The 21,633-nt window shown below is 74.5% G+C and carries 18 protein-coding genes and 1 pseudogene; 8 read left to right on the top strand and 11 right to left on the bottom strand.

All coding sequences use genetic code 11. From position 1 onward, the window contains the following. Window positions 1-47 precede the first annotated feature (47 nt). Entirely contained in the window at window positions 48-1,475 is a 1,428-nt protein-coding gene (purB, locus tag M3673_RS17255) for an adenylosuccinate lyase (protein WP_156718034.1), read from the bottom strand. A gap of 203 nt (window positions 1,476-1,678) precedes the next feature. Continuing rightward, complete coding sequence (gene purD, locus M3673_RS17250) at window positions 1,679-2,935, bottom strand: phosphoribosylamine--glycine ligase (protein WP_251535298.1); 1,257 nt, start codon at window positions 2,933-2,935, stop codon at window positions 1,679-1,681. Window positions 2,936-3,164: 229 nt separating this feature from the next. Here purD and M3673_RS17245 point away from each other — a divergent pair, with 229 nt between their 5' ends. Both M3673_RS17245 and M3673_RS17240 read left to right on the top strand, forming a co-directional pair. Beyond that, window positions 3,165-5,444: a serine/threonine-protein kinase gene (locus M3673_RS17245; RefSeq protein ID WP_251535172.1), complete on the top strand. Its 2,280-nt coding sequence runs from the start codon at window positions 3,165-3,167 to the stop codon at window positions 5,442-5,444. Then, window positions 5,441-7,540, top strand: coding sequence for a serine/threonine-protein kinase (locus M3673_RS17240; RefSeq protein ID WP_251535170.1), 2,100 nt, complete (start codon window positions 5,441-5,443; stop codon window positions 7,538-7,540). Before M3673_RS17245 ends, M3673_RS17240 begins: the two co-directional genes overlap by 4 nt. Before the next feature lie 52 nt (window positions 7,541-7,592). Here the strand turns inward: M3673_RS17240 and M3673_RS17235 are convergent, their stop codons facing one another. Continuing rightward, window positions 7,593-8,891, bottom strand: a complete 1,299-nt coding sequence (locus tag M3673_RS17235; RefSeq protein WP_056863570.1) for an adenylosuccinate synthase — start codon at window positions 8,889-8,891, stop codon at window positions 7,593-7,595. Between the two features lie 167 nt (window positions 8,892-9,058). On the opposite strand from M3673_RS17235, the gene M3673_RS17230 reads away from it, so the two are divergent. Continuing rightward, window positions 9,059-9,976 carry a diacylglycerol kinase family protein gene (locus M3673_RS17230; RefSeq protein ID WP_251535166.1) on the top strand — a complete coding sequence of 306 codons (918 nt, stop codon included), beginning with the start codon at window positions 9,059-9,061 and terminating at the stop codon, window positions 9,974-9,976. Between the two features lie 7 nt (window positions 9,977-9,983). On the opposite strand, the gene M3673_RS17225 is transcribed toward M3673_RS17230, so the two are convergent. Continuing rightward, entirely contained in the window at window positions 9,984-10,979 is a 996-nt protein-coding gene (locus M3673_RS17225) for a helix-turn-helix domain-containing protein (RefSeq protein WP_251535164.1), read from the bottom strand. Between the two features lie 186 nt (window positions 10,980-11,165). On the opposite strand from M3673_RS17225, the gene lysS reads away from it, so the two are divergent. After that, on the top strand, window positions 11,166-12,923 hold the full coding sequence (gene lysS / locus M3673_RS17220) for a lysine--tRNA ligase (protein WP_251535162.1): 1,758 nt from the start codon (window positions 11,166-11,168) through the stop codon (window positions 12,921-12,923). Window positions 12,924-13,049: 126 nt separating this feature from the next. On the opposite strand, the gene M3673_RS17215 is transcribed toward lysS, so the two are convergent. The 3 genes from M3673_RS17215 to fbaA all read right to left on the bottom strand — a co-directional run bounded on the left by M3673_RS17215 (window position 13,050) and on the right by fbaA (window position 15,804). Then, the gene (locus tag M3673_RS17215; protein WP_251535160.1) at window positions 13,050-14,069 is read right to left on the bottom strand and encodes a type IV toxin-antitoxin system AbiEi family antitoxin domain-containing protein; all 1,020 of its coding nucleotides are present in this window, start codon (window positions 14,067-14,069) and stop codon (window positions 13,050-13,052) included. Window positions 14,070-14,219: 150 nt separating this feature from the next. Next, complete coding sequence (locus M3673_RS17210; RefSeq protein WP_082500095.1) at window positions 14,220-14,648, bottom strand: DUF3151 domain-containing protein; 429 nt, start codon at window positions 14,646-14,648, stop codon at window positions 14,220-14,222. Between the two features lie 124 nt (window positions 14,649-14,772). Continuing rightward, window positions 14,773-15,804 (bottom strand): class II fructose-bisphosphate aldolase, encoded by a 1,032-nt coding sequence (fbaA, locus tag M3673_RS17205; protein ID WP_056863316.1) that lies wholly within the window; start codon window positions 15,802-15,804, stop codon window positions 14,773-14,775. Between the two features lie 77 nt (window positions 15,805-15,881). Here fbaA and M3673_RS17200 point away from each other — a divergent pair, with 77 nt between their 5' ends. Both M3673_RS17200 and M3673_RS17195 read left to right on the top strand, forming a co-directional pair. Next, entirely contained in the window at window positions 15,882-16,397 is a 516-nt protein-coding gene (locus M3673_RS17200; RefSeq protein WP_193665600.1) for a DUF2867 domain-containing protein, read from the top strand. Window positions 16,398-16,433: 36 nt separating this feature from the next. Next, the gene (locus M3673_RS17195; protein ID WP_251535158.1) at window positions 16,434-16,745 is read left to right on the top strand and encodes a hypothetical protein; all 312 of its coding nucleotides are present in this window, start codon (window positions 16,434-16,436) and stop codon (window positions 16,743-16,745) included. Here the strand turns inward: M3673_RS17195 and M3673_RS17190 are convergent. After that, window positions 16,742-17,398: a TrmH family RNA methyltransferase gene (locus tag M3673_RS17190; RefSeq protein ID WP_251535296.1), complete on the bottom strand. Its 657-nt coding sequence runs from the start codon at window positions 17,396-17,398 to the stop codon at window positions 16,742-16,744. The genes M3673_RS17195 and M3673_RS17190 overlap by 4 nt on opposite strands. A gap of 170 nt (window positions 17,399-17,568) precedes the next feature. Here M3673_RS17190 and M3673_RS17185 point away from each other — a divergent pair, with 170 nt between their 5' ends. Next, window positions 17,569-18,333 carry a DedA family protein gene (locus M3673_RS17185; protein ID WP_251535156.1) on the top strand — a complete coding sequence of 255 codons (765 nt, stop codon included), beginning with the start codon at window positions 17,569-17,571 and terminating at the stop codon, window positions 18,331-18,333. Here M3673_RS17185 and M3673_RS17180 read toward each other — a convergent pair. Further along, on the bottom strand, window positions 18,320-18,991 hold the full coding sequence (locus tag M3673_RS17180; protein WP_193665602.1) for a DedA family protein: 672 nt from the start codon (window positions 18,989-18,991) through the stop codon (window positions 18,320-18,322). The genes M3673_RS17185 and M3673_RS17180 overlap by 14 nt on opposite strands. 60 nt (window positions 18,992-19,051) lie before the next feature. Further along, entirely contained in the window at window positions 19,052-19,597 is a 546-nt protein-coding gene (gene pyrE, locus M3673_RS17175; protein WP_228943131.1) for an orotate phosphoribosyltransferase, read from the bottom strand. A 43-nt stretch (window positions 19,598-19,640) separates the two neighbouring features. Here pyrE and M3673_RS17170 point away from each other — a divergent pair. Next, a pseudogene (locus tag M3673_RS17170) lies at window positions 19,641-20,810 on the top strand (pyridoxal phosphate-dependent aminotransferase). A gap of 42 nt (window positions 20,811-20,852) precedes the next feature. On the opposite strand, the gene M3673_RS17165 reads toward M3673_RS17170, so the two are convergent. Further along, the gene (locus M3673_RS17165) at window positions 20,853-21,602 is read right to left on the bottom strand and encodes a hypothetical protein (protein WP_251535154.1); all 750 of its coding nucleotides are present in this window, start codon (window positions 21,600-21,602) and stop codon (window positions 20,853-20,855) included. Window positions 21,603-21,633: the final 31 nt, after the last annotated feature.

The following is a 21,633-nucleotide window of genomic DNA, read 5'->3' as shown; positions in this document are numbered from 1 at the left end:
GACCGGTCGCCGACGCCGGCGCCAGCGGCTCGCCGTGGTGGGGTCGGTCAGAGGATGGCGCCGGGCGCGTACGCCGCCGCCGCCGGGTGCCGCTCGACCAGCGCGGCCACCTGCCGGCAGACCTGCTCGACCTGCTCGACCGCGGCGCCGGTGAAGGTGATCGGGTCGGCCACGAGCGCGTCGAGCTGCTCGGTGGTGAGGCCGAGCCGCTCGTCGGCGGCGAGGCGGGCGAAGACGTCGTTGTCGGCCTGGCCGCGGCGCATGTCGAGGGCCACCCCGACCGCGGCCTCCTTGATCGCCTCGTGGGCGCTCTCGCGGCCGACGCCGTTGCGCACGGCGCTCATCAGGACCTTCGTGGTGGCCAGGAAGGGCAGGTAGCGGTCGAGCTCGCGCTGGATCACCGCGGGGAACGCGCCGAACTCGTCGAGCACGGTGAGGAAGGTCTGGAAGAGACCGTCGGCGGCGAAGAAGGCGTCGGGCAGGGCCACCCGGCGCACCACCGAGCAGGAGACGTCGCCCTCGTTCCACTGGTCGCCGGCGAGCTCGCCGACCATCGAGAGGTAGCCGCGGGTGACCACCGCGAGGCCGTTGACCCGCTCGCAGGAGCGGGTGTTCATCTTGTGGGGCATCGCCGAGGAGCCGACCTGGCCCTCCTTGAAGCCCTCGGTGACGATCTCGTTGCCGGCCATCAGCCGGATCGTCGTGGCGAGGTTGGACGGCCCGGCGACCAGCTGCACCACGGCGGAGAGCACGTCGAAGTCGAGCGAGCGGGGGTAGACCTGGCCGACGCTGGTCAGCACCCGGTCGAAGCCGAGGTGGGCGGCCACGCGCTGCTCCAGGGCGGCCAGCTTGGTGGCGTCGCCGTCGAGCAGGTCGAGCATGTCCTGCGCGGTGCCCATCGGGCCCTTGATGCCGCGCAGGGGGTAGCGCGCGAGCAGCTCCTCGACGCGCTCGACGCCGATGAGCATCTCGTCGGCGACGGTCGCGAAGCGCTTGCCCAGCGTGGTGGCCTGGGCGGCGACGTTGTGCGAGCGGCCGGCCATCACGGTGCTCTGGTGCTCGGCGGCCAGGCGGGCCAGCCGGGCGACGGTGGCCACGGCCCGGTCGCGCAGCAGCTCCAGCGACTGCTTGAGCTGCAGCTGCTCGACGTTCTCGGTCAGGTCGCGCGAGGTCATGCCCTTGTGCACCTGCTCGTGGCCGGCCAGCGCGCAGAACTCCTCGATGCGCGCCTTCACGTCGTGGCGGGTGACCCGCTCGCGGGCGGCGATCGAGGCCAGGTCGACCTGCTCCACGACCGCCTCGTAGTCCTCGACCACGCCGTCTGGCACCGCGATCCCGAGGTCGCGCTGAGCGCGGAGGACAGCGATCCACAGCCGCCGCTCGAGGACGATCTTGTGCTCGGGCGACCAGATCTCGGCGAGGTCGGCGGCGGCGTAGCGGGTGGCGAGGACGTTGGGCACGGTCACGTACCTCATCCTCCCACGGTCGCGCCGCCCGTCAGATCCCCGACGGCGGGGCCGGACCTCCTCGCCCCTCACCCGGCGCGGGGCGGCCGGACCAGCCGGTTGGCCGACCACCCGGTGCCGAGGAGGACCCAGGAGGGGCCGGGGCCCGCGGGGAGGCGGGTCTCGAGCAGGTCGCTCGCCCACCGCCCGGGCGGCTCGAGCCGGGCGCTGCCTCAGGCGCCGCCGCCTCCCGCGGCGGCACCGGCAGCGATGTCGGTGCGGTGCTGGGCGCCGGGGAAGTCGACGGAGGCGACCCCGTCGTAGGCCGCCCGACGGGCGGCGGCCAGGTCGGCGCCGGTGGCCACGACCGCGAGCACCCGACCGCCGGCGGTCACCAGGTCGCCGTCGCGCAGGGCCGTGCCGGCCTGGACGACGTGCACGTCGGGCAGGGCCTCGGCCGCGTCGGTCCCGACGATCACGTCGCCCGACGACGAGGTCTCCGGGTAGCCGCGACTGGCCATCACGACCCCGACGGCCGCGCCCGGGCGCCACGCCGGCGGGGCGACGTCGGACAGCGTGCCGGTGGCCGCGCCGACCAGCAGCGGCGAGAGCGGCGAGTCGAGCAGCGCCATCAGCGGCTGGGTCTCGGGGTCGCCGAAGCGGGCGTTGAACTCGACCACGCGGGTGCCGCGCGAGGTGAGGGCGAGCCCGGCGTAGAGCAGCCCGGCGAAGGGGGTGCCGCGGCGGGCCATCTCGTCGACGGTGGGCTGGAGCACCGTGGCCAGCACCTCCTCGACGAGGTCGTCGGGGGCCCACGGCAGCGGGGTGTAGGCCCCCATGCCGCCGGTGTTGGGCCCGACGTCGCCGTCACCGATGCGCTTGAAGTCCTGGGCCGGCTGGAGCGGGTAGACCGTCGTGCCGTCGGTGATCGCGAAGAGCGAGACCTCCGGGCCGTCGAGGAACTCCTCGATCACCACGCGTCCGCAGCGTGCGGCGTGCTCGACGGCCTCGTCACGGTCGAGGGTGACCACGACCCCCTTGCCGGCGGCCAGGCCGTCGTCCTTGACGACGTAGGGCGGGCCGTAGGCGTCGAGGGCGGCCTGCACCTCGACCGCGGAGGTGCACACCCGGGCGGCCGCGGTGGGCACCCCGGCCGCGGCCATGACGTCCTTGGCGAAGGCCTTCGAGCCCTCGAGCTCGGCGGCGGCCCGGGTCGGGCCGAAGACAGCGATGCCACGGGCGCGGACGGCGTCGGCGACCCCGGCCACCAGCGGCGCCTCGGGCCCGACGACGACCAGGTCGGCGCCCAGCGACACCGCGAGGTCGGCGACGGCCTCGCCGTCGAGCGCGTCCACGTCGTGCAGCGTGGCGACGGCGGCGATGCCGGGGTTGCCCGGGGCGGCGTGCACCGCGGCGACGCCCGCGTCGTGGGCCAGGGCCCGGGCCAGCGCGTGCTCGCGACCACCGGGGCCCACGACCAGGCAGGTCAGCGGACCGGTCGGCACGGTGCCGGTCACGTGGGGTGCGGGACCGGTCCCGCCGTCGGCGCCGTCGCGAGACGCGGCCTGGGGCGGAGCGTGGGTCGGGTCCTGGGGCGAGGGGTCGGTCACGGTGCACCAGGGTAGTGGCCGCCGCCGGCGCCCCGCGCCGCAGCGACCCCGGTGAGCCGGGTGCTCCCGGCGGGGTTCAGGTCGCCTGCGAGGGGGAAGGACGCCCACCATGGCCTCACTCCCCCGCGCCGGTGACCAGTTCGACCGCTACCGCATCGACCACGAGATCGGCCGGGGCGGCATGGGCGTCGTCCTCGGCGCCACCGACCTGTCGCTGCACCGCCAGGTGGCCCTCAAGGTCGTCTCGGCCGAGCTGGGCGACTCCGAGGAGTTCCTGCGCCGCTTCGACCGCGAGGCCACCCTCCTGGCCCGGCTCGACTCCCCCCACGTCATCGAGATCTACGACCACGGCGAGCACGAGGGCTGCCCCTACATCGCGACGCAGTACGTCGCCGGCGGCGACCTCGGCGGCCAGCTGCGCGCCCGCGGCCCCATGCCCCCGCGGCTGGCCGCGACCCTGTGCGCCCAGGTCGCCGACGCCCTCGCCGACGCCCACCGGGCCGGCGTGGTCCACCGCGACATCAAGCCCAGCAACGTGCTGCTGCGCGACGCCACCGCCGCCGACCTCCACGTCTACCTGTGCGACTTCGGCATCGCCCGCGCCGGCGACGAGGCCGACCACCTGACGGCCCCCGGCGCGGTGGCCGGCACCTGGAGCTACCTCTCGCCCGAGTGCGGCGAGGGCCGCGAGGCCACCCCGGCCTCCGACCTCTACTCGCTGGGCTGCCTCTTCTGGGCGGCCCTCACCGGCACCGCCCCCTACGTCGGCTCCGACGTCGAGATCGCCATCGCCCACCAGACCTCCCCGGTGCGCCAGCTCACCGGCAGCGACGACTTCACCCGGTGGGCCAACGCCATCCTGGCGCGCAGCATGGCCAAGGACCCCGCCGACCGCTACCCCGACGCCGAGGCCATGCGCCAGGACCTCCTGGCCGCCGCGGCGACCCCGCTCGCTCCCGGCAGCGGCATCACCCCGGTGCCCGTGCCCGCTCCCGCCACGCCCACGGGGGCGTCGGGCCCCTCCGGATCCGCCGGCTCGGGCTCCAGCGCAGCCGCGGCCGCCGCGGCCGCTGCCGCCGCCACCCCGGGCCGGCGCCGCGCGACGGGGCGGGGCGCCTCGTCGGGCGGGGCCGGCCGGGGCCGGCGTCCGGTCGTGCTGGCCGGCGTCGCCGCCCTCGCCGTGCTCGTCGCCGGCGGCACCGCGCTCGCGGTCACCACGCCGTGGTCCGACGACGGGTCGACCTCCTCCGCCACCGGCGAGGACGGCACCGACGGCGACGGCGGCGACAGCGCCGGCGGGGCCGAGGCGACCGAGCAGGCCAGCGCCGCCCCGGAGCCCCCGGAGGGCCCGATCGCCGGCGACATCGACGCCGACGGCCTCGGCGACGCCGTGTCGATCTACCCCGTCCAGCAGGGCGACGTCTACAGCTTCTTCTCCACCAGCCTGCTCTCCGACGGCGAGCAGCTCGAGGCCCAGCCGGAGCGCGACTACGCCGTGGGCGCCCGCACCCTGCGCACCATCACGCTGGCCGACGTCGACGGCAACGGTCTCAGCGAGGTGGTCTCGGTCTACGTGCCGGCCGGGCGCGAGCGGCGCATCTACGTCGCCGCCGGGCTCACCGACGGCGGCGAGTTCGGCTTCAACATCGACCGCCCCAGCGATGCCCGCAACGTCACCCCCTGGGCCGGCGACGTGGACGGCGACGGCCTCGACGACCTGCTCCTGCTGGCCTGGGAGCCCGACCGGCCCTACGAGTTCTTCGTGGCCCACGGTCAGGGCGAGGACGGCTTCGGCGAGGCCGAGCCGCTCCTGGAGATCGACGGACCCGGCGAGGACCTGACCCCCACCGTGGAGGCCGGCGACTACGACGGCGACGGCCTGCTCGACGTGGTGGTCTCGACCAGCCCCGACCCGCTGGCCGACGACCCCGAGCAGGTCACCACCCTCTACCTCGGCACCGGCGACGGCTTCGACGAGGGCACGAGCAGCACCGGCGAGGAGGGCTTCGACATCGCCGCGCTCGCGGGGGACGTCGACGCCGACGGCGACGACGAGCTGGTGAGCGTGTCCGGCACCGGCGAGGACTACTTCGAGGTCTCCGTGCGGGGTCTCGGCGAGGAGGGTCTCGGCGACCCGGTCGGCGCCGGCGTCATCGACTCCATCACCGGCGACGGCGGCGATCTCCAGGCCCGCTTCACCCTCAGCGACGTCGACGGCGACGGTCGCGTCGACCTGCTCGCCGTGGGCCCGCAGGACGACCGCACCGCGAAGGTGCTCGTCGTGCGCTCCGACGGCGAGCGCTTCGGCGACACCGAGGAGTGGGCCAGCTGGAGCGCCGACCTCACCTACCGCCTCGAGCAGAGCGTGATGGGACAGACCGTCCCGTGACCGGGCCCGCCGGCGCCGCCGGCCCCCTGCGCGTCGGCAGCACCCTGGGCGGCTACCGCATCGACGCCGTCGTCGGCGTGGGCGGCATGGGCCAGGTCTTCGCCGCCACCGACACCTCCCTGGGGCGACGCGTCGCGATCAAGGTCGTGCGCGGCGCCCTCGCCGACTCCCCCGCCTTCGCCGCCCGCTTCCAGCGCGAGGCGGCGGTGCTGGCGCGGCTCGACTCCCCGCACGTCATCGCCATCTACGAGCACGGCGAGCACGCCGGGTCGCCGTACCTCGTGACGCGGCTGGCCACCGGCGGCGACCTGGGCCGGCTCCTGGCCGTGCACGGCCCGCTGCGCCCCGAGCTGGCCGCCACCGTCGTCGCGCAGGTCTGCGACGCCCTCGTCGCGGCCCACGCCGTGGGCGTGGTGCACCGCGATGTGAAACCCGCCAACGTGCTGCTGCGCGACGACCGGCTCGACCGGCCCCACGTCTACCTGTGCGACTTCGGTGTCGCGCTCACCGAGTCGAGCGGCCTCACCTCCCCCGGCGCGGTCGCCGGCACCTGGAGCTACCTCGCCCCCGAGCTGACCCGGGGCGCCCCCGCCACCCCCGCCAGCGACGTCTACGCCGTCGGCTGCCTGCTCGTGGAGGCGCTGACCGGACGCCCGCCCTATGCCGGCAGCGACGTGCAGGTCGCGATGGCGCACGTCTCTGCCCCCGTGCCGCAGCTGCCGGAGGGACACCCGGCCAAGGCCGCCTTCGACCCCGTGCTCGCCCGGGCCCTGGCCAAGGACCCCGCCGACCGCCACCCGGGGGCCGCCGCGCTGCGCGAGGAGCTGCGGCGCCTCGGCGGGCACGAGCGCTCGACCGGGTCGGGCGCCGCCCTGCGGCCCCCACCGCCCGCGGGACGGCCGCGGCGGGGTCGCCTGGCCGCCGGGCTCGGCCTCGCCCTCGCGGCGGGTGCGGTCGCCGCCGGCGTGCTGCTGTGGCCCGACGACGCGCCGCGCGACACCGCGTCCGACCCGGCGACCGACCCCGCCGCCGCGGGCCTGCCGCTGCCCGCGGACCCCGCCCCGGCCCGCGAGGACCCCGCCGTGCGCGGTGACCTCGACGGCGACGGCCTCGGCGACCTGCTGCTGCTCGACCTCGACGGCGGGCAGCTGCAGCGCTCCGACGGCGCGGCCGTCGGCGACGCGGAGCGGGTCGCGGAGGTCAACCCCCGCACGGTGCTGGGCGACGTCGACGGCGACGGCGTCCTCGACCGGGTCACCGTCGACGGCGACGGCTCGAGCCTGCGCGTGGCGGTGGCGCCCGGCCCGCTCGACGCGGGTGACCCCGCGCCGCGCCGCAGCTCGCTGATGGTCGTGCCGCCCGCCGAGGAGGTCGGCACGTTCGACTACGGCACCGGCACCGCCGCGCTCGGGGACTTCGACGGCGACGGGCGCGACGACCTCGCCGTCGGCACCGCCCTCGACGACACCGCCACCGTCACGGTGATGCTCAGCACCGCCGACGAGGACTGGCAGCGCGAGGCGACCTGGGCCGAGGTCGAGCGGTCACCGGGTGCCAGGACGACCTGGACCGTCGGCGACCTCGACGGTGACGGTCGCGACGACCTCGTGGAGGTCGACACCCTCGGCCGCACCACCGTGCTGCGCGGCCTGGTGTCGCGCGGCGACTCCTTCGAGCAGGTCGGCGAGACGCTGGTGCTCGACGAGCCCGGCTACGGCACCGGCGTCTTCCGGCAGGCCGACCTCGACGGTGACGGCACCGACACCCTCGTGCACGTCGGCACCGACCTCGCGGTGAGCGCGTGGTCGTGGGAGGACGGGTTCGGCGGGGCGAGCGCGCTCGCACCGGCCGACGACGACGCCGACTACTCCCCGCACGCCGTGGTCTCCGACGTCGACGGCGACGGCGCCGACGAGCTGGTGGCCCTCGTCGGCGTCGAGCGCCCGCGCGCCGTCGTGCTCGACGGGTCCGCCGACGGGTCCTCGAGCGGGTCCTCGGAGGAGTCGCTGCTCACCGCCACGCGGTGGCCCCTGGTCGACCCCGACGTCGTCCTGGCCGTGGCCGACCGCGTCACCGAGACCGAGCGGCAGTACTGAGCCGCACCCGGGCGACGGCGCCCGGCGACGGCGCCGGGCCCGCCCGGACCGGTCAGACCAGCGGGTGCACCACGACGGTCGCCTCGCGCGAGGGACCGACGCCGACGACCGAGATGCGCGCGCCCGACATCTTCTCCACCGCGCGCACGTAGGCCTGGGCGTTGGCGGGCAGGTCCTCGAAGGTGCGGCAGGCGCTGAGGTCCTCCCACCAGCCGGGGAGGTACTCGTAGATGGGCACGGCGTGGTGGAAGTCGGTCTGGTTGACCGGCATCTCGTCGTGGCGGACCCCGCCGACGTCGTAGGCCACGCAGACCGGCACCTGCTCCAGACCGGTCAGCACGTCGAGCTTGGTGAGCACGAAGTCGGTGACGCCGTTGACGCGGGCGGCGTAGCGGGCGATGACGGCGTCGTACCAGCCGCAGCGCCGCGGGCGACCGGTCGTGGTGCCGTACTCGGCGCCGACCTTGCGCAGGTGCTCGCCGGCGTCGTCGAAGAGCTCGGTCGGGAAGGGGCCCTCGCCGACGCGCGTGGTGTAGGCCTTCACGATGCCGATCACCTGGTCCATCCGCATCGGCGGGATGCCCGAGCCGGTGCAGGCGCCGCCGGCGGTCGCCGACGACGACGTGACGAAGGGGTAGGTGCCGTGGTCGACGTCGAGCAGGGTGGCCTGGCCGGCCTCGAGCAGCACGGTCTCGCCGCGGTCGAGGGCCTGGTTGAGCAGCAGGCCGGTGTCGCGGACCATCGGGCGCAGCCGGTCGGCGTACTGCAGCAGCTCCTCGAGGGTCTCGTCGACCGAGGGGGCGCGACGGTTGTAGATCTTCGTCAGCACCTGGCCCTTGAGCTCCAGGGCGCCCTCGATCTTCTGGCGCAGGATCTTCTCGTCGAAGATGTCCTGCACCCGGATGCCGATGCGGTTCATCTTGTCGGCGTAGGTCGGGCCGATGCCGCGCCCGGTCGTGCCGAGGCGACGCGAGCCGAGGAAGCGCTCGGTGACCTTGTCGACGGTGCGGTTGTAGTCGGCGATGACGTGCGCGCTGGCGCTGACCACCAGGCCGCTGGTGTCGACGCCGCGGGCCTCGAGGCCCTCGATCTCCTCGAAGAGCACCTTGAGGTCGACGACGACGCCGTTGCCGATGACCGGCGTGCAGCCGGGGGTCAGGATGCCGCTGGGCAGCAGGTGGAGGGCGTACTTCTCCTCGCTGCCGTCGGGCTGGCCGATGACGACGGTGTGGCCGGCGTTGTTGCCGCCGTTGAACTTCACGACGTAGTCGACGCTGGAGCCGAGCAGGTCGGTGGCCTTGCCCTTCCCCTCGTCACCCCACTGGGCACCGATGATGGCGATCGCGGGCATCTGCTCGCTCACTTCCGCTTCTAGGCGTGCTGGACTCCTCCGACCCGGCGCACCTGACGCGCTCGGAGCGGAAACGCGAGAGCCCCGGGCACAAGTGCACCGGAGCTCTTGCGGCCACACGCTACCGCAGGTCGGCGCCCGACCGCCCGCTCCACTACTGTCGACGTGTGGAGCCCCTTCTCGTCATCACCAACAGCGGCGCCGGCACGTCGGACGAGGAGACCCTGGAGCGGGCCCTCGACATCCTGCGCGCCGAGACCTCCGTCGAGGTGGCCGCCACCGCCGACCCCGGTGAGCTCAACGGCGTCCTGCACCGCGCCGGGTCGCGTCGCATCGTCGTGGCCGGCGGCGACGGCAGCATGCACGCCGTCGTGGCCGCGCTCCACCGCCGTCACGAGCTGGCCGACGCCGTGCTCGGCCTGCTGCCGCTGGGCACCGGCAACGACTTCGCCCGCGGCAACGACATCCCCCTCGACATCGAGGAGGCCGCCCGCGTCCTGCTCACCGGCGAGGTGCGCCGCGTGGACCTCATCGTCGACGAGGTCGGCGAGGTCGTCGTCAACAACGTCCACGCCGGCGCCGGCGCGCAGGCCAGCCGCCGCGCCACGCGGTGGAAGGACCGGCTCGGCTCGATCGGCGTCGGCAAGGTCAACCTGGGCAAGCTCGGCTACCCGATCGGTGCGGCGCTCGCGGCGTACAAGCCGCCCTTCGTGCGGCTGCGCGTCGAGGTCGACGGCGAGTGCGTGGTCGACCTCGACCAGCCCGTGCTCATGGTGGCCGTCGGCAACGGCTCCGACGTCGGCGGCGGCACCTCGCTCAACCCCGAGGCCGAGACCACCGACGGGTGCCTCGACGTGATGGTCTCGCGCTCGATCGGCCCCCTGGCGCGCTTCGGGTACGCCGCGGGCCTGCTGCTCGGGCGTCACGAGGAGCGCGACGACGTGATCTCCCTGACCGGGCGCACCGTCTCCATCGCCGGGGAGCCCTTCTACTGCTCCGCCGACGGCGAGATCTACGGCCCCGAGCGCCAGCGCACCTGGCACCTCGAGCCCGGCGCCTACTCGATGGTGCTGCCGCACCGCTGACGCACCGTCAGAGCCAGCCGCGCCGGGCCGCCTCGACCCCGGCCTGGAAGCGCGACTCGGCGCCCAGCTCGATCATGAGGTCGGCGACCCGGCGACGCACGGTGCGCAGGCTGACCCCGAGCCGGCGGGCGATCTGCTCGTCCTGGGAGCCGCTGGCCAGCTGCTGCACCAGGAAGCGCTGCATGTCGCTGCGCGGCTCGGCCTCCCCGGTCAGCGCGCTCACCGGCGCCGCGCGGTCCCACAGCGCCTCGAACCAGTAGGTCAGCGCCTTCACCAGGCCCGGCTGGCGGATCAGGGAGCGCGGCTCGTCGACCTGGCCCAGCGGCTCGGGGAGCACGGCGTGGGTCGTGCCGATGATGAACATGCGGGTCGGGACCGTCGGCAGCACCCGGATCACCTCGCCCTTCTCGACGCGGTGGTTGAGCGTCGCGCGGGCCTCGGTCAGCGCGCGCACGGGATAGATCGCCCGCGAGCTGCGACCCCCGCTCACCAGGCCGCCGATGAAGTCGCCCATCGCGTCCTCCGAGGGGTGGCGCCACTGGTCGGGGCGCAGCCAGAGCAGGTCGCCGCGGCTCTGCACCATCAGCGCGGTGAGCAGCGGGACCGGGTTGCCGCCGCTGCTGATCTCGCCGTCGAGCGGCTGCACGTCGTGCACCTCGCCCTCGGCGGGCCGGGCCCCGCTGCCGGTGAGGAACGGCAGGGCCGCCGCGACGCTCTCCAGCTCGGCCTGCACGATCGCCGCGCTCGCCGCCTGCGCGGCGAGGATGCGGGCGACCACCTCGGGGGCGCTGGCCACGAAGACCCGCGACTCCTCCACCCGCACCACGCCGGCGTCGCACAGCGGCTCGAGGGCGCTCATCAGCTCCTCGGGCGTCTGGAGCAGCGCGGCCGCGACCGAGACGAGCTCGCGCCCGGAGTGGCCCAGCAGCTGCTGGTGGAGGCGGTCCACGTGCTTGGGGAAGCCGAGGGCGGCCATCAGCGTGGCGGGGGTCCGGGTGGGCATCCGTGGCATGTTAGTGCCGCTCGTCCCCCACCGCCATGGTTCCTCGTGGCCGGGGCGGGCCAGTAGCGCGGCTCCGGTAGCGTTGGGGCGTCCCACCGCGGGCCCGCGAGACGTCCCGACCGGTCCCACCACGCCGTCCGACGCGCCCCTGCGGGCGTCACGGACGAGAGCAGGAGCAGCACCCCGATGGCACGAGGCACAGCACGAGACGGGGCCCCTCAGGCTCCTGTCGACTGGGTCACCCGCGCGGCCGACGACGCCGTGCGCCACGCCGAGCAGGGCGGCTGGACCCCGGAGTCGGGGCGGCCGATCACCTGCGCCTCGGGGGCGAGCCCGTCGGGGCCGGTGCACCTGGGCAACCTGCGCGAGTTCCTCACCGTGCACTTCGTCGCCGACGAGCTCGCACGCCGCGGGCTGCCCGTGCGCCACCTGCACAGCTGGGACGACTACGACCGCTTCCGCAAGGTCCCCGCCGGGGTGGACCCGTCGTGGGCCGACCACATCGGGCGCCCGCTCTCGGGCGTGCCCGACCCGTGGGAGTGCCACGACTCGTGGGCCGATCACTTCAAGGAGCCGCTCGTGGCCTCGCTGCGCGCCCTCGGCGTGGAGATGGACGAGGTCTCCCAGACCGAGCGCTACCGCGCGGGGGCCTACCGCGAGCAGATCCTGCACGCCGTGGCCCAGCGCGACCGCATCGAGACCTTGATGGCGCGCTACCGCACCAAGGCCGCCCCGCTCAGCGAGGCCGCCGAGTCGGCCGAGGAGGCCGCGGCGCTCGCCGACTCGGTCGCCAACGACGGCGACGACGGCAACCCCTCGGGCCTCGGCGCCACCAACGACCTCGCGCGCTTCCCCTACAAGCCCTACTGCCGCGACTGCGGGCGCGACACCACGATCATCACGTCCTACGACGACGACTCCGCCGACCTGGCCTACACCTGCACCTCGTGCCCCTACGAGGGCGTCACCAACCTGCGCACCCAGGACGAGGGCAAGCTGGTCTGGAAGGTCGACTGGCCGATGCGCTGGGCCGTCGAGGGCGTCGACTTCGAGCCCGGCGGCGTCGACCACGCCAGCCCGGGGTCGTCCTACACCGTGGGCAAGGAGCTGGTGAAGCTCTACGACGGCCGTGCCCCGTCGTTCGTCGGCTACTCCTTCGTCGGCGCCGGCGGGCAGGTCAAGATGTCCTCCTCGCGCGGTGGCGTGCCGACCGCGGCCGACGCCCTGCAGATCCTCGAGGCACCCGTGCTGCGCTGGCTCTACGTGCGCCGCCAGCCCAAGCAGGCCTTCAACGTCGACTTCGGCCCGGAGGTCGTGCGCCTCTACGACGAGTGGGACGCACTGGGCCGCAAGGCCGCCGACCCCGCCAAGCGCGACGCGCAGGTGCTGGCCTTCGAGCGCGCCAGCGCGACCGCGACGGCCGGTCGCCTGCCGGTGCCCGCGGTCGTGGTGCCCTTCCGCCTGCTCTCGTCGGTGGCCGACGTGACCGCGGGCAGCGCCGACCTCATCAGCCGCATCGTGCGCGAGGTCGGCCACGACCACGACTCCGTCGAGGACCTCGAGCCGCGGCTGGGCCGCGCGATGACCTGGACCGGCGAGTACGTCCCCGAGTCGGAGCGCACCACCGTGCGCACCGAGCCCGACGCCGCCCGGCTGGCCCGCCTCGGCGACGACGAGGAGCTGTGGCTGCGCCACCTCCTCGACCGGCTTCCCGACCGTCTCGACCTCGACGAGACCACCACGCTGGTCTACGGCGTGCCGAAGCTGGGCCGGGGCCTGGGTCTCGACGACGCCCCGACCGACCAGGTCAAGGCCGACCAGAAGGCGTTCTTCAAGCTGCTCTACAACCTGCTCGTCGACGCCGACCGCGGCCCGCGCCTGCCCACGCTCTTCCTGGCCCTGGGCTCCGACACCGTCCGGCGGCTGCTCACCCCGCCGACGTAGGCGGCCGCCGCTGCGTCTTACTGACCGTTGCTACTACTGGCTGACAGTCATGACGGTCAGCCAGTGGTCCCAATGGTCAGTAAGACGCGGATGTCACACGGCACGGTGAGCCGTCGAGGCGGCGTGTCAGGCGGAACGCGTCTGACGCAGGGCGGCCGCGCTTGCTGCGAGACGCGGCGACAGGGTGCGGCCGAACCGCTCGCAGGTGACCGCGAACTCCTGACGCAGACGGGCGTGCGCCTCGGCCCGCGCCGAGCCCCAGAGGTCGGACCAGAAGATGCGGGAGACGCCCAGGCCCTCGGCGGCGATCAGCCGCTCACGCTGCTTCTCCTCCCAGACGACGTCATGGGCACTCCGGTCGGCGAGGCCGCCGAGGTCGGTGGGCACGTACTTGACCCGTCCGTCGACCTCGAACACGTGGTTGCCGATCCTCAGGTCGCACCAGAAGGTCGTCCGCGGCGTACGGACGGGGAACTGCGTCTCCACCGTCCCCAGGCCGAGCTCGACGAGGAGCTCCCGTGCCAGCGTCTCGGCGGGGCTCTGCGCGCCGGCGTCGCTGCGGTCCACCGCCTCCCGAGCGGCACGCACCCCGGGCCAGTGGTCCATCGGCGACAGTGCCGAGTACAGCTCGTCGAGCGATGTGCCGAGGCGGCGTGCGGAGTCGCAGGCGACGAGCCCGTGCCGGAAGCCGTGCTCCCTGCCGATGTCGACCGCCACCCGAGCCCGGTCGAGCACCCGCACGTCCTCCACCTGGCAGACCTGCCGCGGGGCGAAGCGCGCGTAGTGGTGCTTGACGCCGTACCGCGTCCACGCGCTCGAGTAGCCCGGTCGGGTGACGTGCACGAGCGGCTCGTCGCACCGGAGGAGGGCCATGCCCCACTCGTGAGCCGCGGAGTCGTGGCTGAGCACCCACCCACGGCGCATGGTGCTGACGGCCGCGCGGGTGCGCAGACGCGGTCGGCCACGGTCCTCGTCGGCGGCCTCCCACACCGTGGCGTCGACGTACACCCCGCGACGCACGGGCAGCCAGACCCCGGAGCGCAGGAGACCTGTGATCGCGGAGGGGGTCAGGCCGCCGTCGAGCGCGTCCTGACGCGTCACGAGACCGCCCTCGGCACTGAGGAGTGCTCGCAGCTCGGGAGTCATGCGACCAGCATGGCCGAGCCTGCCGCTGCGCAGCGGTCGCTCTCCACAGCGACCGCCGACGGCCGGCACTTACTGACCGTTGCTCGCACCACCTGACTGTCACAACAGTCAGGCAGTGATCTCAACGGTCAGTAAGTGGCGCCCGCCGCGTCAGTCGCCGAGGAGCGCGGCGTAGCCGGTGGGACTGGAGTCGCGCAGGAAGTCGCGGCAGCGCTCCCACTCGTCGGTCTCGCCGATGGCGCGGGCCGACTTGGCCAGCAGCGACAGGCAGACCAGGAAGCCGCGGTTGGGCTCGTGCTCCCACGGCACGGGCCCGTGGCCCTTCCAGCCGTTGCGACGCAGCAGGTCGAGGCTGCGGTGGTAGCCGACCCGGGAGTAGGCGTAGACGACCACGGCGTCGGCGTCGGCCGCGGCGGCCTCGGTGGCGAGCGCCGCCCAGGCCGACGGGGACGCCGGGTGGTGGCGTACGACGTCGGTCGGCGACTCGCCCGCGGCGAGCGCGGTCGTGGCGGGGTCGGCGGGCAGGTGGGTGGGCGGCGGACCGGCCATCAGGTCCATGCCGGGGGTCACGGGGCTCATGGCTGCATTGTGTCCCCCGGGCGCGACGTGCGTCCCCGGCGGGGGTCCCGACGCGACGACGCCCCGGCCGGTCGGCCGGGGCGTCGTCGGGCGCTGAGTGCGCCGAGCGCGGGTCAGCGCGCGGTCAGGAGACGGCCTTGCCGGAGGAGCGCAGGTGCTCGCAGGCCTCGACGATGCGGGCGGCCATGCCGGCCTCGGCGGCCTTGCCCCAGGCACGGGGGTCGTAGGCCTTCTTGTTGCCGACCTCGCCGTCGACCTTGAGCACGCCGTCGTAGTTGCTGAACATGTGGGCGGCGACGGGGCGGGTGAAGGCGTACTGGGTGTCGGTGTCGACGTTCATCTTCACCACGCCGTAGTCGACGGCCGCGCCGATCTCCTCGGCCGAGGAGCCAGAGCCGCCGTGGAAGACCAGGTCGAAGGGCTTGGCGTCGGCGGCGAGGCCGAGCTTCTGCGCGACGGCCTCCTGCGCGGCCTTGAGGATCTCGGGGCGCAGCTTGACGTTGCCCGGCTTGTAGACGCCGTGGACGTTGCCGAAGGTCAGGGCGGTCATGTAGCGGCCCTTCTCGCCGGCGCCGAGGGCCTCGATCGTGGCGAGGGCGTCCTCGGGGGTGGTGTAGAGCTGCTCGTTGATCTCGTTGGCGACGCCGTCCTCCTCGCCGCCGACGACACCGATCTCGACCTCGAGGATGATGTGGGCCGCGGCGGCCTTGGCGAGCAGCTCCTCGGCGATGACGAGGTTCTCCTCCAGCGGCACGGCGCTGCCGTCCCACATGTGCGACTGGAACAGCGGCAGCTGGCCGCCCTTGACGCGCTCGGCGGAGAGGTCGAGCAGCGGGCGCACGAAGCCGTCGAGCTTGTCCTTCGGGCAGTGGTCGGTGTGCAGCGCGATGTTGACGGGGTAGGCCTTGGCGACCTCGGCGGCGTAGGCCGCGAAGGCGACCGAGCCGGTCACCATGTTCTTCACCGAGGGGCCCGAGAGGTACTCCGCACCGCCGGTCGAGACCTGGATGATGCCGTCGGACCCGGCGTCGGCGAAGCCCTTGAGCGCGGCGTTGAGCGTCTGCGACGACGACACGTTGATCGCCGGGAAGGCGAAGCCCCGCTCCTTGGCGGTGTCGAGCATCTGGGCGTAGATCTCGGGGGTGGCGATGGGCACGGCGGGTCTCCTCGGGCGGGGTCTGGCTGCGACGCCGCCCACCCTAGACCGTGCGGGTCACCCGTAGCCTCGGTCCCATGCACCGACGGAGCACCCTGCGCACCACCACCCGGGCCAGCGACCTGCCGGTCAGCGCCGAGCACGCCTGGCGCGCGGTCACCGCGGCCGGCGCCGCCGAGCGGTGGTACGTCGACGCCGCCCCCTTCGCCGTCCGCGGGGCGATCGACCGGCTCACCCTGGGCCGGGGCCGCCGCTGGCCGGTGCCGGAGCACCCGCAGCTGCGCGCGGGCGACACGGCCGGCTTCTGGCGCGTGGTCGCCGCCGGCCCGCACGGCTCGGGCGGGACCACCGGCCACCGGCTGGTGCTCGACGCCGCGGTGCGCGCGCCGGGCCTGGTCACCTGGCGCACCACCGTCACCCCGCTGACGGGCCCCGACGGGTCGGTGTGCCGGGTGGAGAACTCCGTGACCTTCACCCCCGGCTCGTTCCTCGGCGGGCTCCCCGGCCGGGCCTACCTGCTGACCGACCTCCCGGCCCGCGAGCTGCTCACCGAGCTGGTGCACCACCGCGTGGTCCGCGACGTCACCGCCTGAGCGCTCCCTCGACCACGGGCCGCCTAGGCTGAGGCGGTGACCACCACCACCCGCGCGCCCGAGGACACCCGCGCGCCCGAGGACGACCCGGTGCGCGAGCTCTTCGCCAGCGGCTCGGTGGCCGAGCACCTCGTGCGCGGCGTGGTGGGGCTGGTGCTCGCCGTCGCCGGGCTGGGCCTCGCGGGCCAGAGCGCGTGGTGGCTGCTGCTCTTGCCGCTGGCCGTGGTGTCGTGGCGCGGGTGCCCGACCTGCTGGACGCTGGGCCTGGCCCAGACGCTGTCGCGCGGACGCGCCGAGCGCGTGTGCGACGACGCGGGCTGCCGGCCCGTGCGGTCCTCGACGCCCTAGCCGCGCCAGGCGTCGTCGCCGGCGAGGTCGGCGTGGGTGCGCACCCACGCGTGCATGGCGATCGCGGCGGCGGCCGAGGCGTTGATGGAGCGGGTGGAGCCGAACTGCGCGATCGAGAACGTGCCGTCGCAGGCCGCCCGCGCACCCTCGGAGAGGCCCGGACCCTCCTGGCCGAAGAGGAAGCAGACCCGACGCGGCACGGTCATCGTCTCGAGGTGCTGCGAGCCGGGCAGGTTGTCGATGCCCAGCAGTGGCACCGGACCGCCGGGCAGCCCGGCCAGGTGGGCCGCGAGGTCCTCCGCGGTCGGGTGGTGGCGCAGGTGCTGGTAGCGGTCGGTCACCATCGCGCCGCGGCGGTTCCACCGCCGCTGGCCCACGATGTGCACCTCGGCGGCCAGGAACGCGTTGGCGGTGCGCACGACCGCGCCGATGTTGACGTCGTGCTGCCAGTTCTCGATGGCGACGTGGAAGTCGTGGCGGCGGGTGTCGAGGTCGGCGACGATCGCGGCCACCGACCAGTACCGGTAGCGGTCGACGACGTTGCGCCGGTCGCCGGCGGCCAGCAGCTCGGCGTCGTAGACCTCCGACCCCGGCCCCTCGGGCCAGGGCCCCTCCCAGGGGCCGACCCCGACCTCGGCCGGTCCGTGGGGCATCGGGTCGTACGGCGCCCGCCGGTCGGCCTCGTCGGCCCGGTCGGCCCGCTCCCCCGGCTGCTGCTCCACGCGGCGCAGCCTAGGCCCCGCAGCCACCGACCCCGACGCCGCGCCTGAGAGCCCTCCTCACCCGCCGGTCCCAGCGGCAGTCCGGCGAGTACGCTCGTCGGGTGACCACCGCCGTGTCGCCGCTGCTCTCGTCGATGCTCTCCTCGGCGCCGTCGCCGCTGCTGTCGGCGCAGTTCCTGGGCATCGACCTCATGGACCCCCAGTGGCTGCTCGCGGAGTTCGGGAGCGCGCTGTTCTGGCTGAGCCTGCTGATCGTCTTCGTCGAGTGCGGGCTGTTCTTCCCGTTCCTGCCCGGCGACAGCCTGCTCTTCGCCACCGGCATCTTCATCGCCACCGGGCAGCTCGACCTCTTCCCCTTCTCCCCGCCCGTGGAGCTGGCGATCGCGCTGGCCCTGCTCACCGCGGCGGCCTGGCTGGGCAACGTCGTGGGCTACGAGATCGGGCGCCGTCTCGGGCCGCCCCTGCGCGAGCACGACGGACGGATCCTCAAGAAGAAGCACCTCGACCACACCGAGATGTTCTTCCACCGCCACGGCAAGAAGGCGCTGGTCGCGGGGCGCTTCGTCGCCTTCGTGCGCACCTACGTCACGGTCGTCGCCGGCATCACGCTGATGTCGCGGGCGACGTTCTACCTGTGGAGCCTCGTCGGCGGCGTCGCGTGGGTGCTCTCGATCACCGTGCTCGGCTACGTCCTCGGCGAGCGGGTGCCGTGGCTGGAGGACAACATCGACCTGGCCATCTTCGCCATCCTGCTCTTCACCGCCGTGCCGATCGCCCTGGAGTGGTGGCGCTCGCGCCGCCACTCGCGCGCCGAGGCCGCCCACGACGCCGGGGCGGGCGCCGGGCGCGGGCTCAGCCCGCGCTGACCCGGCGCCCGCGCACCTTGCGGATGACGAACCACGCCACGAAGAGCGCGACCGCCGCGATCACGGCGTACTGCAGGTAGGCCACGACCGGCTCGACCTCCTGCCACTGCTCGCCGAGCTGGAAGCCGGCGACCACGAAGACGGAGTTCCAGATCAGCGACCCGAGCGTGGTCAGCGCCAGGAACTGCCACAGCGGCATCCGCTCGACGCCGGCGGGGATGGAGATGAGGCTGCGGAAGATCGGCACCATGCGGCCGAAGAAGACCGCCTTGCGGCCGTGGCGGCCGAACCACGCCTCGGTGCGCAGGAAGTCGTTCTCGTCGACCAGCGGCAGCATCTTCCACAGCCGGAAGACGCGGTCGCGGCCGAAGACGGCGCCCAGGCCGTAGAGCACCAGCGCCCCGAGCACCGAGCCGACGGTGGTCCACACGATCGCCTCGACCAGGCCGAAGTCGCCCCGGCTGGCGGTGAAGCCGGCCAGCGGCAGCACGATCTCGCTCGGCAGCGGCGGGAAGAGGTTCTCCAGCGCGATCAGCGCGCCGGCGCCGACCACCCCCAGCCTCTCCATCACGTCGACGGCCCAGCCGGCGAACCCGGTCAGGTCGGCGCCGGTGGCGTCGGAGGCCGAGAGCACGGCGGTCAGCGGGGTGAGCGGCATGCTCGCAGGGTAGAGGGCGCCCCTGAGCGGCGCCTGTGCGAGGGCCGGGTCGGCCCCGGGTCAGCCCCGGGCGGCGTCGAGCTGGGCCTTGGTGAGCACGGGGCGCACCTCGAGGCCGACGTCGGCGAGCGGGTTCTCGCCCGCCGGGCTGCGGTCGATGGCGCACACGACGACCTCGACGACCGCGCCGGCCTCGCGCAGCGCCCGCGTGGCGTCGCGCACCGCGCCCCCGGTGGTGATGACGTCCTCGATGAGCGTCACCCGGCGCCCGGCGACGTCGGGGCCCTCGGCGAGCTTGCAGGTGCCGTACTCCTTGGCCTGCTTGCGCACGAAGAGCGCGCGGTGGCCGGTGAGGCCCGAGACGGTCGTCGCGATCGGCACGCCGCCGAGCTCGAGGCCGCCGAGCAGCTCGGTGTCGTCGGGCAGCAGGCCGACCATCTGCCGGGCCACGCGGGCCAGCAGCGCGGGGTCGGACTCGAAGAGGTACTTGTCGAAGTACTCCGAGGCCGTCTGGCCCGAGCGCAGCGTGAAGGTGCCGCTGAGGCGGCAGCAGGCGTCGATGTCGGCGGCGAGGGTCGCGTCGGTCTCGTGCGGGGTCTGGCTCACGGGCCCATTCAACCGTGCCGGGGCCGCGGCTAGCGTGGCGGCCATGGCCCGCACCCGTCTCGCCCGCCGCCTCCACGGGATCGCCCCGACGATCTTCTCCGAGATGTCGGCCCTCGCCGCACGCACGGGATCGGTCAACCTCGGCCAGGGCTTCCCCGACGTCGACGGCCCGCCCGAGGTGATCGCGCGGGCGGTGGAGGCGCTGGGCGCGGGCGCCAACCAGTACGCCCCGGGCCCCGGCGTGCCGGCGCTGCGGCAGGCGGTGGCGCGCCACCAGGCCCGCCACTACGGCATCGAGCTCGACCCCGACACCGAGGTCGTCGTCACCACGGGCGCCACCGAGGGCGTCGCGGCCGCGCTGCTGGGTCTGCTCGACCCGGGCGACGAGGTGGTGCTCCTCGAGCCGTCCTACGACTCCTACGACGCCATGGTGCAGATGGCCGGCGGGGTGCGTCGGGGCGTCACCCTGCGCGCCCCCGACTTCCGCCTCGACGCCGACGCGCTGCGGGCCGCGGTCACGCCGCGCACGCGCCTGCTGCTGCTGAACTCCCCGCACAACCCCACCGGCACCGTGCTGACCCGCGCCGAGCTCTAGGTCGTCGCCGACGTGGCGCTCGCGCACGACCTCGTCGTGGTCACCGACGAGGTCTACGAGCACCTCGTCTTCGACGACCACGAGCACGTGCCGCTCGCGACGCTGCCCGGCATGGCCGAGCGGACCCTCACGCTCTCCAGCGCGGGCAAGTCGTGGTCGTTCACCGGGTGGAAGGTCGGCTGGGCCACCGGGCCGGCCGACCTGGTCGGCGCCGTGCTGGCCGCCAAGCAGTGGCTGACCTTCACCTCGGGAGCGCCGCTGCAGCCCGCCGTGGCCCACGCCCTCGACCACGAGCCCGATTTCCCGCGTCGCCTGGCCGCCGATCTCCAGCAGCGCCGCGACCTGCTGTGCGCGGGTCTGCGCGGGCTCGGGCTCGACCCGCGGGTGCCGGAGGGCACCTACTTCGCCCTCACCGACACCGCCCACCTCGGCTGGCGCGACGGCCTCGAGCTCTGCCTGGCGCTGCCCGAGCGGGCCGGGGTCGTCGCGGTGCCCCTCCAGGGCTTCTACGACGACCCCGAGGCCGGGCGGCACCTCGTGCGGTGGGCCTTCTGCAAGACCACCGACGTGGTCACCGAGGGCCTCGCCCGCCTCGGCGCCGCCGACCTGACCCGCTGACCCGGGCCGTCGCCGGCGCCGGCGCGGGCGCCGGCGCAGGACTCAGTACTGCGCGGGAGTGGCGCCGCGGCGGGCGAACCAGTCGTTGGCGCCGCCGGTGAAGACCATGACCACGACGGCGATCGAGGCCGCCAGCGTCACCACCGAGACCAGGGAGCCGATCGCGAGCAGGCTGACGACCGCGGTGAGGACCGAGGAGATCACCAGCAGGATCCGGCCGGCCTTGGAGCGGCGCAGCGTCATCACCGCGAACACGATGCCGAGCACCGCCCACACGGCCACGACCAGCGACACGACGAGCACCGCCGTGGCCAGCGCGTCGGGCGAGAGGTCGGCCGCGCCGGGCTGGTTGCGCAGCTCGCGCTCGAGCTCGTCGACGATCTGGTCGCGGGCGGCGGCCACGGCGACGGTCACGAAGCCGAAGACCAGCGCCACGAGCGCCGAGAGCACGAGGGCGATCACCGCGGCGATGGTGACGCGGCCGGGCCGCTTGTCGGGGTCGGTGGCCGAGCCGTAGGGGCCGGCCCCGTAGGGCTGGGTGCCGTAGGGCGTGCTGCCGTAGGCGTCAGGCTGCTGGCCGTAGCCGGGCTGGCCGTAGGGGTTCTGGCCCTGCTGCGGCTGCCCGTACGGGTTCTGGCCCTGCTGCGGCTGCCCGTACGGGTTCTCCGGCGGCTGGGGCTGGCCGTAGGGGCTCTGACCCTGCTGCGGCTGGCCGTAGGGGTTCGGCTGCTGCTGGCCGTAGGGGTCCTGACCGGAGGGGGTGGGTCCGGAGGGCGGGTACTGGTCGCTCATGGCGGCATGCTCCCACGCCGCGCGCCCCGCC

This window comes from Nocardioides sp. P86 (genome assembly GCF_023712465.1).
Lineage (GTDB): Bacteria > Actinomycetota > Actinomycetes > Propionibacteriales > Nocardioidaceae > Nocardioides > Nocardioides kribbensis.
This window is presented reverse-complemented; position numbering and strand designations above follow the sequence as displayed.

Coding starts and splice junctions, on each gene's coding strand:
- purB (WP_156718034.1), bottom strand. CDS start 1,475: ATGAGGTACGTGACCGTGCCCAACGTCCTCGCCACCCGCTACGCCGCC.
- M3673_RS17225 (WP_251535164.1), bottom strand. CDS start 10,979: ATGCCCACCCGGACCCCCGCCACGCTGATGGCCGCCCTCGGCTTCCCC.
- M3673_RS17210 (WP_082500095.1), bottom strand. CDS start 14,648: ATGAGCCCCGTGACCCCCGGCATGGACCTGATGGCCGGTCCGCCGCCC.
- M3673_RS17215 (WP_251535160.1), bottom strand. CDS start 14,069: ATGACTCCCGAGCTGCGAGCACTCCTCAGTGCCGAGGGCGGTCTCGTG.
- M3673_RS17235 (WP_056863570.1), bottom strand. CDS start 8,891: ATGCCCGCGATCGCCATCATCGGTGCCCAGTGGGGTGACGAGGGGAAG.
- M3673_RS17165 (WP_251535154.1), bottom strand. CDS start 21,602: ATGAGCGACCAGTACCCGCCCTCCGGACCCACCCCCTCCGGTCAGGAC.
- lysS (WP_251535162.1), top strand. CDS start 11,166: ATGGCACGAGGCACAGCACGAGACGGGGCCCCTCAGGCTCCTGTCGAC.
- M3673_RS17180 (WP_193665602.1), bottom strand. CDS start 18,991: ATGCCGCTCACCCCGCTGACCGCCGTGCTCTCGGCCTCCGACGCCACC.
- M3673_RS17245 (WP_251535172.1), top strand. CDS start 3,165: ATGGCCTCACTCCCCCGCGCCGGTGACCAGTTCGACCGCTACCGCATC.
- M3673_RS17190 (WP_251535296.1), bottom strand. CDS start 17,398: ATGCCCCACGGACCGGCCGAGGTCGGGGTCGGCCCCTGGGAGGGGCCC.
- M3673_RS17200 (WP_193665600.1), top strand. CDS start 15,882: ATGCACCGACGGAGCACCCTGCGCACCACCACCCGGGCCAGCGACCTG.